The 13,673-nt window shown below is 66.9% G+C and carries 15 protein-coding genes and 1 tRNA gene; 9 read left to right on the plus strand and 7 right to left on the minus strand.

Going from position 1 to position 13,673, the window contains the following annotated elements; genetic code table 11:
* Nucleotides 1-337: 337 nt before the first annotated feature.
* From OHA77_RS20120 to OHA77_RS20130, 3 genes are all read right to left on the minus strand, one after another.
* Entirely contained in the window at nucleotides 338-1,309 is a 972-nt protein-coding gene (locus OHA77_RS20120; protein WP_406319633.1) for an RICIN domain-containing protein, read from the minus strand.
* Nucleotides 1,310-1,802: 493 nt separating this feature from the next.
* Nucleotides 1,803-1,891, minus strand: a tRNA-Ser gene (locus tag OHA77_RS20125).
* 298 nt (nucleotides 1,892-2,189) lie between these two features.
* Nucleotides 2,190-2,750, minus strand: coding sequence for a YceI family protein (locus tag OHA77_RS20130; RefSeq protein WP_406319635.1), 561 nt, complete (start codon nucleotides 2,748-2,750; stop codon nucleotides 2,190-2,192).
* Nucleotides 2,751-2,851: 101 nt separating this feature from the next.
* Here OHA77_RS20130 and OHA77_RS20135 point away from each other — a divergent pair, with 101 nt between their 5' ends.
* Entirely contained in the window at nucleotides 2,852-3,352 is a 501-nt protein-coding gene (locus tag OHA77_RS20135) for a MarR family transcriptional regulator (protein ID WP_326826752.1), read from the plus strand.
* A 21-nt stretch (nucleotides 3,353-3,373) separates the two neighbouring features.
* Here OHA77_RS20135 and OHA77_RS20140 read toward each other — a convergent pair whose 3' ends face one another.
* On the minus strand, nucleotides 3,374-3,898 hold the full coding sequence (locus OHA77_RS20140; protein WP_406319637.1) for a SigE family RNA polymerase sigma factor: 525 nt from the start codon (nucleotides 3,896-3,898) through the stop codon (nucleotides 3,374-3,376).
* Between the two features lie 298 nt (nucleotides 3,899-4,196).
* On the opposite strand from OHA77_RS20140, the gene OHA77_RS20145 reads away from it, so the two are divergent.
* Nucleotides 4,197-5,147 carry a hypothetical protein gene (locus OHA77_RS20145; RefSeq protein ID WP_326826750.1) on the plus strand — a complete coding sequence of 317 codons (951 nt, stop codon included), beginning with the start codon at nucleotides 4,197-4,199 and terminating at the stop codon, nucleotides 5,145-5,147.
* A 5-nt stretch (nucleotides 5,148-5,152) separates the two neighbouring features.
* Nucleotides 5,153-5,998 carry a MauE/DoxX family redox-associated membrane protein gene (locus OHA77_RS20150; RefSeq protein ID WP_406319638.1) on the plus strand — a complete coding sequence of 282 codons (846 nt, stop codon included), beginning with the start codon at nucleotides 5,153-5,155 and terminating at the stop codon, nucleotides 5,996-5,998.
* 114 nt (nucleotides 5,999-6,112) lie between these two features.
* On the opposite strand, the gene OHA77_RS20155 is transcribed toward OHA77_RS20150, so the two are convergent.
* Nucleotides 6,113-7,294, minus strand: a complete 1,182-nt coding sequence (locus tag OHA77_RS20155; protein ID WP_406319640.1) for an AAA family ATPase — start codon at nucleotides 7,292-7,294, stop codon at nucleotides 6,113-6,115.
* A 565-nt stretch (nucleotides 7,295-7,859) separates the two neighbouring features.
* Between OHA77_RS20155 and OHA77_RS20160 the strand changes: the two genes are divergently transcribed.
* Nucleotides 7,860-8,636, plus strand: coding sequence for a M15 family metallopeptidase (locus tag OHA77_RS20160; RefSeq protein WP_406319642.1), 777 nt, complete (start codon nucleotides 7,860-7,862; stop codon nucleotides 8,634-8,636).
* Nucleotides 8,637-8,850: 214 nt separating this feature from the next.
* Entirely contained in the window at nucleotides 8,851-9,705 is an 855-nt protein-coding gene (locus tag OHA77_RS20165; RefSeq protein ID WP_406319847.1) for an NUDIX hydrolase, read from the plus strand.
* A 287-nt stretch (nucleotides 9,706-9,992) separates the two neighbouring features.
* Here OHA77_RS20165 and OHA77_RS20170 read toward each other — a convergent pair whose 3' ends face one another.
* Nucleotides 9,993-10,826, minus strand: coding sequence for a PrsW family glutamic-type intramembrane protease (locus tag OHA77_RS20170; RefSeq protein WP_326826746.1), 834 nt, complete (start codon nucleotides 10,824-10,826; stop codon nucleotides 9,993-9,995).
* Nucleotides 10,827-11,116: 290 nt separating this feature from the next.
* Between OHA77_RS20170 and OHA77_RS20175 the strand changes: the two genes are divergently transcribed.
* The 4 genes from OHA77_RS20175 (at nucleotide 11,117) to OHA77_RS20190 (ending at nucleotide 12,929) form a co-directional block, all read left to right on the plus strand.
* On the plus strand, nucleotides 11,117-11,632 hold the full coding sequence (locus OHA77_RS20175; protein ID WP_406319644.1) for a hypothetical protein: 516 nt from the start codon (nucleotides 11,117-11,119) through the stop codon (nucleotides 11,630-11,632).
* 399 nt (nucleotides 11,633-12,031) lie between these two features.
* Nucleotides 12,032-12,208, plus strand: a complete 177-nt coding sequence (locus tag OHA77_RS20180; protein WP_326826744.1) for a hypothetical protein — start codon at nucleotides 12,032-12,034, stop codon at nucleotides 12,206-12,208.
* A gap of 2 nt (nucleotides 12,209-12,210) precedes the next feature.
* Complete coding sequence (locus OHA77_RS20185; RefSeq protein WP_326826743.1) at nucleotides 12,211-12,597, plus strand: hypothetical protein; 387 nt, start codon at nucleotides 12,211-12,213, stop codon at nucleotides 12,595-12,597.
* Between the two features lie 95 nt (nucleotides 12,598-12,692).
* Nucleotides 12,693-12,929, plus strand: coding sequence for a hypothetical protein (locus OHA77_RS20190; RefSeq protein WP_406319645.1), 237 nt, complete (start codon nucleotides 12,693-12,695; stop codon nucleotides 12,927-12,929).
* A 220-nt stretch (nucleotides 12,930-13,149) separates the two neighbouring features.
* On the opposite strand, the gene OHA77_RS20195 is transcribed toward OHA77_RS20190, so the two are convergent.
* Nucleotides 13,150-13,650 (minus strand): MarR family winged helix-turn-helix transcriptional regulator, encoded by a 501-nt coding sequence (locus tag OHA77_RS20195; protein WP_326826741.1) that lies wholly within the window; start codon nucleotides 13,648-13,650, stop codon nucleotides 13,150-13,152.
* Nucleotides 13,651-13,673 lie beyond the last annotated feature (23 nt).

Below are 13,673 nucleotides of genomic sequence, written 5' to 3' on the forward strand. Positions count from 1 at the left end.
AAGATCGGCCGCGGCTCGTTCCGGATAGTTCAATGCACGTCAGAGGGCGTGTGCGGTCCGCATCGAACGGCCCTGAACCCCTCTGTATTGCAACCCGAACTGCAACCTTGTGATGCTCGATGGGCCGGTGCTGAGGAACGAAGTACCGGCCCATCGAGCGTCTTCGGCCACCTTCGGAGATCAGCCGTCATCAGGCGATCGTGAGAGGTCAGCCTGGAACAGCCCACCCTTGCCACGCATACCGGGATCATGCCGCACGAAAGATCCCAGACGCATGCAGGCTGGTCCAGATCGCGTCACTCCTCGCCGGAGAACCGCTCGGCTCCGGTCGGCGGCTTTAGAGGGTGTCTTCGACCTTGATCTGGCCGCGCTGGATGACAAATTTCTGGTTGGTGTTGGTGGCACCGCACTGCCAGAGGAAGACGTTGTCGTTGTTGTTGCGGGTGTTGCCAACGTCGATGCACATCTCGCTGGCGGTGCCGAGGGTGTCCTTGATCACGATGGATCCGTCGCGGACCACCCAGATCTGATTCGGGTTGGCCAGACACTGCCAGATGTAGACGTTGTCGAGGTTTTTGCGGGTGTTGCCGGCGTCGATGCACATCTCGCGGGCGGTGCCGACGGTGTCGGCCACCTTGATGAGGCCGCCGTCAATGACGAACTTCTGGTTGGCATGGTCGAGGCATTGCCAGATCCGGATGTTGTTCAGGTTGGCACGGCCGGGGGAGTCCAGACACATCCCCTTCCGGGGCACGGCGGAAGTAGCGACGTTCAGGGTGCCGTCGCTGATGGTGTACTCGGTGCCGTTGTCAGGGGTGGTGTAGCGGAAAGTGCCTTTGCCGGCTGGGAGGGTGGTCCCTGCCGGGGCCGAGGCGGCCGCGGTGATCTGCGGGGAGAAGCGGAAGTAGGCGCTGGACGCCCAGCTGCTGCGGCCCCCGTTGATGCCGTAGCCCTCACACGTCAGTGTGGTGTTGCCTGTGCCGAGGACGCAGTTACGCAGGCCGACGTTGTTGTTCCGCCAGCTCGTGCCGTCCTCGCTGTACTCGGAGGGGACGGTGGACTGCGGGGCGAAGGAGGTGTTGCCCGGCGCGGTGAACACCACCTGGATGCCGGTGGGGGGCAGCAGGCCGGGGCCGCCGGTGTTCTGGTAGGTCCACGGCACAGCCCCGGTGGCACCGGGTGCGATCGTCACGGTGGTCGGCACGTCCCGGCCGACGAAAGGGACCGCAGCGGCAGCTGGGGAGGCGATGCTTCCAGCAAGCGCCAGCGACATGGCCGCCACGGCGGCCGGACGGGTCAAGCTGGTCACGGGTGTTCTCATACGCGTCAGCTCCAGTCGTTCACTTACAGTGACTGGGTCACGGTATGCAGGCGCGGTCTGCTCCGCCGCTGATCAGCGGGTGTTTGCGGAATCAGCGATCGGCAAAGATTTCGCTGGTCGGGTCGTAGTAGCGATACCGTCAACATCCAAGACCTTCATGCACACCTGCGCCGCCGAGAACGCCGTGACGCTCCCCGCGTACCGCGTCGGGCAGACCGGTATAGCAACGACGACGGACGTACCCAAGTCGTGGCGCACTGGGTGAGCCCAACCTAAGCCGAACCAAAGAGCCGGCACACGAGGGTGACCACGACCGAGCGGTACACGCACGTTTCCACACCCCTCATGCGTGACGCTGGGGAGCGGCTGGCCTCGGCGCTCTGGGGAAAACCGTGAGCCGTTGCAACTAGGACTGCAACTATGACGCCCTTGAAGATCAAAAAGGCCCTCTCCCAGAATCTGGGAGAGGGCCTCTGACCTGCGGAGGCTGGGAGATTTGAACTCCCGATGGCATTGCTGCCAAACCGCATTAGCAGTGCGGCGCCATAGACCGGACTAGGCGAAGCCTCCTGGTTGCCTTCTGGCTCAGCACAGAGTACCGGCCATTCGCCATGGCAGCAAAGCGGTTGGCGGCCACGTCACCGAGAGCGGGAACAGGGAAGTTATCCACTGTCTGTGGATAACTTTGCCCACCCCTGTGGACAGAATCATGACTTCCCAGGTGAAAGCGGTGTGGAACCTGGGGATTCTCACAGTACAAGATGGAATGTCTCGCCTGGCAGACGTGCAAGGACCCCCTCCCCGCCTCACGATCGCCACGAGCGTCTCACGATCACTACGAGGAAGGAGTCCGGACAGATCGTGGAGATCAGGCGGGGTTGGCCTCGCCCTCGATCTCGATCTTGATCTTCTTGCCGACCAGGACGCCGCCGGTCTCCAGGGCCTGGTTCCAGGTCAGTCCGAACTCCTCACGGTCGATCTCGGTCGTGATGGAGAAACCCCAGACGGCCTGACCCCACGGGTTGGTGCCGGCGCCGCCGTACTCGACGGTGAGCTCGACCTGCTTGGTGACGTCACGGATGGTGAGGTCGCCCAGGAGGGTGAACTCGTCGCCGGAGTGGCCGGCTACGCGGGTGCTGTTGAAGGTGATCTCGGGAAACTTCTCCACCGAGAGGAAGTCGTCGCCGCGCAGGTGCCCGTCACGGTCGGCGATGCCGGTGGTGATGCTCCCGGTCTTGATCGAGAGCTGGGCGGAGGAGTCCAGCGGGTTCTCGGCGACCGTGACGGTCCCGGCGAAGTCGGTGAAGTTTCCGCGAACCTTGCTCACCATCATGTGCTTGACGACAAAGCCGATATGGGTGTGAGCGGCATCGAGGGCGAACGTGCCTGCGGTGGGGAGCTGAAGGTTTTCCCAGGTTCGAGTGGTCATGTCTACTCCCGATGGCGTACTTGCTGTGCGGATGTTTGCGACAACAGATTTCTACACGAGGAATATTCCACTCGTCAACTATCGTCGGATACAGTGTGAACGTGATCCCCTTTGACGACTCCCGGCTGACCGCGATGGGCCTCCTTGCCGAGGCCTACACCGGCCTGCTGGCGAAGACGCATCTGTCCTTCTCCGCCGGGGGGCTCTCGGACATCGACTTCGAGGCCCTGATCCGGCTGGCGCGCTCGCCGGGCCAGAGCCTGCGCATGAGCGATCTGGCCGCGCAGACCGGGCTGTCCACCAGCGGGGTGACCAGGGTCGTGGACCGGCTGGAGCGCGATGGGCTCGTCATGAGGCAGCCGTGTTCCACCGACCGCCGGGCCTCCTACGCGGCCATCACCGACGCGGGCGTCGATCGGCTCGGTGCCGTGCTCCCCGATCATCTGGCCGACGTCGAGACCTGGTTCACCGGCCTGCTCACTCCCGAGCAACTCAGCACCTTCCTGGACACGCTCAGAATCATCCGCGACGCCGTACGGCCGTGCGCCACGGCGGGGGCGGTACGCGACACGGCGGAGGGCGAGCTCGCACCGTCCGACTGACGCTCCGCCGGCGGCCACCGGTCAGGCGCTGGTCCTCGACTCCAGTCGCCGCTGCTCCGGGACGGCGAGATCGCCGCGGAGCTTGGCCATGGCCCGCGAGACGGTGCTCTTCACCGTACCGACGCTGATTCCCAGTGCCCTGGCGATCTCCGGTTCGGTCATGTCCTCGTAGTAGCGCAGCATGACGGCGGCCCGCATGCGGGTGGGAAGCCGGTTGAGGGCCTGCTCCACCTGCTCGGGCAGGTAGACGTGACCGTCGACGGAGACCTGTTCGGGGATCTCGCCCGAGGGATACTCCTCCAACCTGCGTCGGCGCCACCAGGAGATGTTGATGTTGACCATCGCCCGGCGCACATAGGCGTCCAGGGCCGCGCGATCCTGAATACGGTCCCAGGCGAGGTAGGTCTTGACCAGCGCCGACTGGAGCAGGTCTTCGGCGTCGTTGGGATGTCCGGTGAGCCGGCGGGCGGCGCGCAGCAGGGCGGGTCCGCGAGCAACGACGTACTCGCGGAACTCCTCGTGGGTTCCGCCGGTCACCGCGATCACCAACCCGTGGTCAGGGTGCGTCTCGTGGCCAGAATCGCAGCCGCAGCCCCTAATCCGGCTGAACCAGAACCTATATTTCATCCCCTTAATGGCAAAAACAGGACCGATTTTGTGATCACGGGCCCGAGAAGTATGGGCCACGGGTTCGCCACGAACGGATGACAAGGCGTTGTACCGGGGATGGGAATTCTGATACGTGGTCGGACACCTGCCTGATCTGTTGGCGCAAGCGAAGAGCGAGGTCTCTGTGGGCGTGTGACGCTAGCGGGGAAACCTCGGCGAACCATGGGGAGTGACCATGCCGCACCACAGCGTTGACCGCCGCCGTGTTCTGGCGGCGGCCGCGCTTGGCCGGGCCCTCGACGAGCCGGGAGCGGCTGCCGACGACGGCGAGCTCCTCCAGGCCGTCACCGGCGAGATCCTGGACGTCAGCCCGCATCTGATCGTTGTGGAGACCTACGAAGGCCGGGAGGAACGCCTTGTCATCGCCCCGTGGGCGACGGCCTGGCGCGGTGAGGCCCTCGCCCCCACCGACCTGCCCATAGGCGCCCATGTGATCATCAAGGCGCTCCGGTCCGGCCGGGTGGTGGACCGGATCTGGGCGGATATCACGCGGATCACCGGAGTGATCCAGTCTGTCGACACCGGCCCCAAGGACTGGCTCGTGGAGCTGTACTGCGGACCGCACCGGGGGCGGCGCACGGTCGTCATCCCCTACCGCGCCTCGGGACGGTTGCGGGTACGGCATCCGCAGTTCGAGCCCGGCTACCTGTTCGACGCCATCGGGATCCGCGAGGGCGGTACGGCTCACGCCCGGTTGCCGGCGACCTCGCAACCGCCCTACCGATGGACGGCGGTTCCCGCACCGCCCGCCGGCTACAACGGCGTGCAGTCGCGGATCTCGGGCACGGCCACCTGGTCGGACGCCCTGGACTGCGACGAGCTGGGGGCGGCGTATCCCATGTTGGAGCGTTCCGACACCGACTGCGAGGATGCCGGCGTGTCCTGCGCCGGCCTGCCCTACCTCGCGTTGGGCTCGATGCTCAATGTGCGCAACGTGTGCGCCGGCCGTACCTCGATCCTGCCGATCGTGGCGTGCGGCTGCCTGGCCGGCCGGTTCTGCGACCGGTGTCTGGAGTGCGGCACCTCCCCGCGGGGCCGGATCGTGGAGCTGTCGGCGACCGCCTTCGTGGAACTCGGCGGAGACCTGACCAAAGGGTGTTTCAATGCCAGGGTCGGATTGGGGTGACAGCGATGTTGACGATGATCGCCACCGCACAGATACCCGTGCTGGGCGCGCTGCTGATCGCAGGCGCACTCGCCAAGGTGCGGACGGCCATGAACGACTCGGAACCGGGTGCGCTGAGCAGGCTGGGACCGGCGGTGCTGATGGCCGGCCGCTGGCAGGTGCCCGCCATGCTCGGCTGCGCGGCCGTGGAGCTGGCCTTGCTGGTCGGCCTGACGGCGACCGGTCACCCCTTCTTCCGGTGGGGCACTGCCGCGTTCTTCGCGGTGTCCACCTATGTCCTGTGGGAGCTACGCCGCCGCCGCCCAGATGTGGGCTGCGGCTGCTTCGGCGAGGTCAGCGCCATCCCGGTGGGCCTGCGCTCGCTGGGCCGCACCATGGTGCTGACCGCCATGGCTCTGGGGACGGTCTGGGCCCCGCCGGTCCCCGGCTGGTCGATAGTGGCCGGCATCACGTGGTCACAGGCACTGGCCGCGGCCGGAGCGCTGCTGGTGCTCATCGCGCTCTCCCCGGAGATCGAGGAGGCCGCCGCTCGGCTCCGGCATCGCGCCCCTTGCGAACAGCGGCCGCTGGATCCGGCGACCGCGCTCAGCCGCCTGCGGTCGAGCTCGGCCTGGCGGTCACACGAGCGGCTGCTGTCCAGCACGGAGCCCGTCGACAGCTGGCGGGAGCTCTGCTGGCGATTCTTCGTCTATCCGGGACGCAGCCACGCGGGCGATCCGGCGGATGTGGTCTTTGCGATCTACCTGAGTGGACGGCATCCAGCGGTGCGGGTGGCAATGGTCGGCTACGACGGACGGCCGATCGAGATCGGATCTCTGCCGGAATCTATCGGCGTATCGGCCAGCCGATAGAGAGCCGTAGATTTTCTTAGGGCAGCCGAATTCAACTCTATATGGCTCTCTAGCTTCCCCACTAGAGAGCCATATAGAGGTCTAGGAGACTTCCTTACTATATCGAACGTATGTTCAGATTGGCTGAGAACGCAGAAACTTTCCGAAGTGAGGCACCGTGAACGCGATCAACCCGCGTTCGGCGCTGTAGATCAAGCCCTTCTTGATGAGGCTGTCGCGGGCCGGAGACAGGCTGGACGGCTTACGGCCGAGGCCCATGGCCACGTCGGCGGTGGCCACGGGCTCATCTCCGATGGAGGCCATCGCGTGCATGTAGTCGCGCTCGGCCGGGGTGGCCCGTTCGTAACGACTGCCGAAGAAGCCGACCGCGAGCTCTTCCTCGGCCTCCGGCGCGGAGACCTTGATGTCGTCGACGGTGATCGGGCTGCGCAGTGCGAGGTCCCAGGCGACCTTGCCATAGGCCTGGACGAAGTAGGGATAGCCGTCGGCGGCCTCGTAGAGCGCGTCAAGGGCGTCCTGGGTGAACTCCACGCCCTCGCCCTCGGCCGGCGCGATGAGCGCCAGGTCGGCCGCCTCACGGTCGAGCCTGTCGATCCTGGCGTAGCGGAAGAGTCGCTCGGAATAGCTCTTGCTGGCCGACAGGACACTGGGCAGGTGCGGCAGGCCGGCGCCGACCACGATCAGCGGGCCACCGGTCTGCGAGAGCTCGTGGCAGGCCGCGCAGAGTGCGGAGACGTCAGGGGTCTGCACGTCCTGCATCTCGTCGATGAAAAGGGCGACACCGACGCCGAGGTCGGTGGCCACCCCTGCCGCGTCGACGAACAGCTCGGTGAGGTCGATCTCCAGATCGCCGGAGTCGGCGCGGCCCCGGGCGGCGGGCACGTCGATCCCGGGCGACCAGTGCGAGGTGCCCTTGGCCGCGCCGGGGTCGCGCATCGCGAACGCCTTGAGCACGCCGAGGAACTCCTCGATCCGTTCGGGCGCCCGGTGCCGGGGGGCCAGTTCGCGGATCGCCAGATGCAGGGCGGCCGCCACCGGACGCCTGATCGACTGGTCGGGCCGAGCCTCGATCTTCCCGGTCCCCCACAGCCGTTGCATGGCCATCGACTTGAAGGTGTTGAGAAGGACGGTCTTGCCGACGCCGCGCAGACCGGTGACGACCATGCTGCGCTCCGGGCGGCCACGCGCCACCCGCTCCAGGACGATTTCGAACTGCTGCAGCTCGCGGTCGCGTCCGGCGAGCTCCGGAGGACGCTGCCCCGCACCGGGGGCGTAAGGATTGCGCACGGGGTCCACGCTCTCGGACTTTATTACGGGGTATAGCGGCCGAGGTAGATTTCCATAGAAAGCGCTACGGCGTGTCGCGCGATGGCGCACGGAAATCTGCGGGACAGGGGTGTGAGCCGTCGGCCGCGTCGCAAGCATCGCCATGCCCGCCCCCCATCTGCTAAGACACCGTACGAACCCGTGTTCGATCCGATGCCTGAGACTTTAGCGCGACTTCGAACACACGGGCGAGAGTTTTCGGAGAAAGCTCAGCTAAAGAATGTCGGCGCGCTTACCAATACGGTTTTAATCAGCTTAAAAGCCATATGAGAACGGCTCGGCGGAGACCGCCAGGCCATCGGACGGTCGGCGATGACGACGAGACACGACCGGGCGGCCCGCCCTCCTTTTCCGGCCGCCGACGCCGGGCGGCCCATCGCTCTCTCCGGCCGCCGACGGGGACGACCCTCCCTCCTCGGGCCGGGAACGGCCCTGCTGTTCGCCGCGGGTCCGTCATCGCCGCCTCTTATCACCTCAGGTAGCCGGTCAAATACAATGGAGGCTTGTCCTCTGTCGGTCATGGGGGTGACGACCAGTGAGCAGATCACCGTTGGTGCCGCGTATCCGGACATCCGTCGCGGTAGCCGGCTGTCTGGTGGTGGCCGCGTGCGGTGCCACCGCCACCTCGCAGCCCGCACAGCCGACGCGGTCCACCCCGCCGGTCCCGTCCACACCGTCGGCGGCACCGGCGTCGCCCACCCCCTCGGCCGGACCGGCCACGGCGACCCCGGCTCCCACCGGCCCGCCGAAGTTCTCCGCCAAGGTGACCAAGGTCGCGCGCGACCGGCTCCGATACTCCTGGCGTCCCGGCTGCCCGGTCCCCGTCGGTGATCTGCGGCTGATCACGATGACCTACTGGGGCTTCGACCACCGACCGCACACCGGCGAGCTGGTGGTGAACAAGGTCGCGGCCGACGACATCGTCACGGTCTTCGGCCGCCTGTACGGCTGGCGGTGGCCGATATACAAGATGGACCTCGTCGACGTTTACAAGGGCGACGACTTCGACTCGATCGAGGCCAACAACACCTCGGCCTTCAACTGCCGCCCGGCGACCGGTTCGAGCAACTGGTCGCAGCACGCGTACGGCAGAGCCGTCGACATCAACCCCCGCGAGAACCCCTATGTGTCCGCGGACGGCTCGGTGGCGCACAAGAACGCCCGCAAGTTCGCCAGGCGCCCGGTGGACGCTCCCGGTGTGATCAACCCCGGCGACCGGGTGGTCAGGGCGTTCGAGCGGCTCGGCTGGGAGTGGGGCGGCTCCTGGTCGGGCACCAGGGACTACCAGCACTTCAGCAAGGGCGGCGGCTGAGCGGGCGCCGCTCCTGCCCCGCTCCGCTGAACCGGTGCGGGGAACGACTGCAGGAGACCGGCGCTAAGGACCGCGGGAACCGACCTGGAAGACCGCAGGAGATCGGCGCGGAAGACCGGAAGCGACCGGTGCGGAAGACCGCCGCCGCACGTGTCCGTACCGGCCTGGTCTCGGAGGTCGACGCCCGCAGGTGCATCATTGACCCGTGACTGCCATGGACGGCGACGGATGGGCCTACTGCGATCGCGGGCATCGGCACTGGGGGGTGTACGGTGCGTCCGGTCTGCTCGCCGTCCACCATGACACGAGCGGGACACCGCACGTCCTGACGCAGGAACGCGCCGCATGGAGCCATCACGGCGGCACCTGGGGTCTGCCCGGTGGCGCTCTCGACAGCCACGAGAACGCCGTCGCCGGTGCGCTCCGTGAGGCCTGGGAGGAGGCGGCGCTGACCGGTGACGGTCTCCGGGTCCAGGGGATCTATGTCGACGACCACGGCGGCTGGTCGTTCACAACCGTGATCGCCGAGGCCGACCGCCTGCTGGACGCGGCCCCGGCCAACAGCGAGAGCGTCGACCTGCGCTGGCTGACCCCCGAGCAGCTCGCGGCCCGGAACCTCCATCCCGGTTTCGCCGAGACCTGGCCCGTGATCAGCCGGGCCCTCGGCTCCCTGACGGTCGTCCTTGACGTCGCCAACATCGTCGGCGCCCGCGCTGAGCACGGGTGGTGGAGGGACCGCGCCGGAGCCGCCGGCAAACTGGTCGCCGAGGTGAGTGCCCTCGCCGTCGGCGGTCTGCGCGCCGTACCCGGCGACCTTCCGGCGCTGGAGCGGTGGTTCCCGCGCTTCACCATGGTCGTCGAAGGCGTCGCCCGGGCCGTCTCACCGCGGCCGGGCGCCTCCGTGATCGCAGCTCCCGGAAGCGGCGACGACGCCATCGTGCGAGCCGTACAGGCCGTCCCGACCTGGGAGCGTGTCCTGGTCGTCACCGCCGACCGGGGCCTGCGTGAGCGGGTCACCGCTCTGGGGGCCCTGGTCACCGGCCCCAGGTGGCTGCTCTCCCAACTGTGACCCGCCGGTTCGGGCCCGCTGCTGTCCGCCTCCGCCCGGTCCGGGGAGCGGGCCTTCCCATGACGGGCAGCCGGGGAATGTTCCACGTGGAACATCGCACAGATCTGCCGCGATACGGACCGCCGTGCCCGCGTTCCGGGCCGATCCGCGCGGCACCTGGACCGATGAGGACGAGAGGGGCTTCCGGAGGTGCGTCCCCGGCGAAGCCCCTCATCGTGGGCGTCCACGGCTGTCATGGTCCCGCCTGCGGAGACGGAGACGGAGAACGGACCCTACGGCGACCCGGGTCAGGGGACGGACCGGCATGAGGTCAGGCCGGGGACGGCGCCTGGCCCGTCGGCGGTGCCGGGGACCAGGTCACGGGTGGCGCGGTAGAACAGCCAGTAGCTCACCGCTGCGACGACGACGAAGAGCAGGCGGGCGGGACCGGGGATGTCGAGGGTGAGCAGGCCGTCGTTGAGCGAGTGCAGTACGGCCGCCGCCACGAAGGCCCCGGCCACCGAGAAGGTGATCACGATTCTCCCTCTGGCCTGCCAGGTCCCGAAGGCGACCGCGCAGATCAGGCCGGTCCAGGCGAGATGGCTGAACGGAGTGGCGAGCCCTCGCATGAACAGCACCACACCCGCGTTGACGGCCCCGGCGTGGTCGACGTTCTTCCAGGCGTAGGACATCGATTCCATGATTGCGAATCCGGTCGCGCAGGACAGGCCCAGCGCCACCCCGGCGGCCTTGGTGAGGTGGCGGCCGGTCAGCGCGAGCAGGAGGAGTGGGAGGAATTTTGCCGATTCCTCGATCCACCCGACCTGCAGGATCGAGGGTCCGTGCTTGTCGGGGATGAACAGCGCGTCGAAGTATCCGCCGAGCAGGAGGGCGACGCCTCCGCCGAACAGGAACATCCCCACCAGGGTGACGCCCGGGACGCTGGCGCCGATCCCGGTCCGGTCGTGGATGGCGACCAGGAGTCCGATCGGCCCGGCCGCCGCGCCGTAGAAGAAGGCCGCAGGCATTACCGCCCGGTTGCCGACGGCCTCGGTCATTGCGATGAGTGCGGCCGACAGCGCCGCCATGGCGATCCACACTTTGAACCACCGATGCCGGTAGAAACTAAAATGTTCACGCATGAGAAGTAAATCCCCATTTGAAGCGATCTGAATTCGGACTAATAGCTCATATTTCCCTAAAACCCCCTTTCGTCGAGATGGCCACACCGACCAGCACGGACGCCACCGGTACGAGCCGTCTCCCGAGCCGCTCGGCCACGCCGATCACCATGGCCAGTCGCGACCGACGGGCGTTACCATCACCTCTGTCCGCTCCCGTCAGCCCCTGGAGGCCTCACGTGGGCTATCCGCCACAGCGCGGCCGACCGCCGCGAGGCGAGACGGGCCGGGGGCTGGCGGTAATCGTGGTCATGATCGTCGGAGTGCTCATCGGAGCGGCGGTCGCCGTGTCGGCGGTGCTCAACCCGGTCGTCACGGCCGAGAGCCCGCCCGCGGCCCAGAGCACCGAGCGTTCCGAGACCACGCTCCGGCAGATCGCCCAACTGGGACTCGACTCCTATTCCAGCGGCTCCTACGGCGACTTCTGGGACCTGTGGAGCACGCAGGCACAGGCGGCACTGGCCCGGGAGGAGTACGTCAGGCTGTTCCAGCTCTGCCCCCAGCCGGTGCCGGATGTCCGGTTCACCATCACCACCGTCACGGTCAGCGGTGACACCGCGAAGGTCCAGGCGGTCCGGCTCAACGAGACGGCCGACTTCGGCTTCCTTTTCCAGGGCGACGCCTGGCGATACTCGCCTCCGCAGGAGGAACTGCAGGAATACCAGAAGGGTGTCGACCAGTTGGCCCGGCAGCGACAGGCCGCGGGGACCTGCGGCTCCGCCGCCGCCACATCCACCCCGTCAACCCCCGCCACGGTACCGGGATGATCCGTTCACCCGGCGTAAGACCTGGACACGGAAAGTGAAATACATTCGGCGATTCTCATGGATCTCTCGTTATCCTCCGCCGACATACTGATTGACCGTCAAAGTCACGGAAGGGTACTGCCAGCGCCGTAATTCGCAGCTACTGTCAGATACATGGCCCATCCCCCGCCGGCCTGGCGAGACGGCGCACGTTCGGACGCACCGAAATCGACCGATCAAGACGCCTCCATACGAGAGAGGACCGATGTCCCCCTATGGCTCGCGCATCTCCGGCCCGGCGAAGAAAAGCAGGGGAACAACACACCGCCCTCCGACATCTCGGTAACCGTGGAGCTGGATAAAGCAGACTTCGAGGCGCTTTCTCGCAAGGCACGATCAACGGGGAGTAAGATCGCCGATGTGATCCATGCCGCTGTCCAGCGAGAGATCGGCACCAAGCCGCACGTCATCACGTTGATACACCGATGGAACCTGCACCGTGACGACCTCGACGTGGCAGCCGACGCTCTCGGGGTCGACCCGCTGTCCGAGGCGGAGTGGGACCAGATCGGCACCCGCCGGACCCGGAGGTCCTGACAATGCTTCCCGGCCGAGTGCTCGACGTCAGCGCGCTGATCGACATCGCGGTGGCGAAAACCGAATACTCACGGAGCATCGCCGCCATGTGCCTCTATCGCGGCGGCGGAATATGCGTCCCGGCGACCTGCCTGGCAGCCGTCCTGTCCATATCTCCGATATCCACCCAGGTGGAGCTGTTCGAGCTCGTCACGACACCCGGTGTGACGATCGACGACTTCACCCACGGCAAGGTGGGGGATATCGCGGAGATCCTCGACGGGTCACGCGACATCACCGCAGGACATGTCGTCTGGTGTGCCAGAAACACCAAATGGCCCATCCTGACGGATCGCGGCGGCGAGATCTCCCAATACGACCAGCACATCGTGATCGACCCATTGCCCTGAGCGATCATTTCTCCTGAACCCGTAATAACGGAACGGTAATCGACAATATGCGTATTCGACATCTCCGCCGGAGCTGAGCCGTTCACAATGTGAACATGGCAGACCAGGCGAAACGCATCAGGCTCGACATTCCCGACGGCCCGGAGTATGACCAGGTGCGCGATATGCACGGGCATACGGTGACGGTGTTCGAGTCCACCGAGGTCGACGGCCGGCGCTCACTGAAGATCGGCAGCCGGACATTGGTGCTGCAGAGGACCGGGATCGACGAGAGCGGTGACGAGGCGACGGAGATCTTCCGCGCCCAGTCGATCTCGGAACCGTCGTACTGAGCGCCCCGGCCGGCGATCGCGAGGACGGCCCCTGACCCGTACGGAGCTCAGCCGACGTCCGGCGCTCGCCCGAACAGCCCTGTCCCCGGCCCTGACCCCGTACGGAGCTCAGCCGACGTCCGGCGCTCGGCCCTGTCCCCGGCCCAAGCCCAGGCCATGTCCCGGCCCGTACGAGCCGTTGAGTACGATCACCAGATCCCGCCTCCCGGGACCTGAGCGGTCATGAGCAGTCGCCGTCCCAGGTCGGGGCCGGCTCACCAGACCGCAGGTGCGCCAGCACGACCTCGGAGATCTCCTCAAGCGCAGCCAACTGGTCGCCGCTGAGCCGATCGATCAGCCAGTGGCGTACGTGCGCGGCCCGGACGGGCGCGGCGTCCGCGAAAGCGGTACGGCCGGCCTCCGCCACCGTGAACATCGCCCCTCGGGGTGCGTCGGCACAGGTCTCCCGGGTCAGCAGCCCGCGCTCGACCATCCGGTTGAGGTGGTGGTGCAGCCGGCTCTTCTCCATCTGCGCGACCGCGCTCAGCTCGAAGGCGCGCAGGCGCCCTTCCGGCGCCTCGATCAGCACGGTCAGGACCACGAAGTCGACCTCGGAAAGCCCCGTCTCCTGGCGCAGTTGCCGACTCATCTGCCGCCAGAACTGATCCTGCATCGTGAAGAAGACCTCCCAGACACGCTGCTCACGATCGTCAAGCCACCCTGCGGTACCCGTGCTGGTCATACCGCGATCCTACGCGCCAGTTG

It is taken from the genome of Streptosporangium sp. NBC_01639 (assembly GCF_045209755.1).
Taxonomy (GTDB): domain Bacteria; phylum Actinomycetota; class Actinomycetes; order Streptosporangiales; family Streptosporangiaceae; genus Streptosporangium.

Excerpts from the sequence above, each read along its gene's own strand:
- OHA77_RS20175 (WP_406319644.1), top strand. The coding sequence starts at position 11,117 with ATGATCGTCGGAGTGCTCATCGGAGCGGCGGTCGCCGTGTCGGCGGTG.
- OHA77_RS20165 (WP_406319847.1), top strand. The coding sequence starts at position 8,851 with ATGGACGGCGACGGATGGGCCTACTGCGATCGCGGGCATCGGCACTGG.
- OHA77_RS20190 (WP_406319645.1), top strand. The coding sequence starts at position 12,693 with ATGGCAGACCAGGCGAAACGCATCAGGCTCGACATTCCCGACGGCCCG.
- OHA77_RS20170 (WP_326826746.1), bottom strand. The coding sequence starts at position 10,826 with ATGCGTGAACATTTTAGTTTCTACCGGCATCGGTGGTTCAAAGTGTGG.
- OHA77_RS20185 (WP_326826743.1), top strand. The coding sequence starts at position 12,211 with ATGCTTCCCGGCCGAGTGCTCGACGTCAGCGCGCTGATCGACATCGCG.
- OHA77_RS20150 (WP_406319638.1), top strand. The coding sequence starts at position 5,153 with ATGTTGACGATGATCGCCACCGCACAGATACCCGTGCTGGGCGCGCTG.
- OHA77_RS20145 (WP_326826750.1), top strand. The coding sequence starts at position 4,197 with ATGCCGCACCACAGCGTTGACCGCCGCCGTGTTCTGGCGGCGGCCGCG.
- OHA77_RS20130 (WP_406319635.1), bottom strand. The coding sequence starts at position 2,750 with ATGACCACTCGAACCTGGGAAAACCTTCAGCTCCCCACCGCAGGCACG.
- OHA77_RS20195 (WP_326826741.1), bottom strand. The coding sequence starts at position 13,650 with ATGACCAGCACGGGTACCGCAGGGTGGCTTGACGATCGTGAGCAGCGT.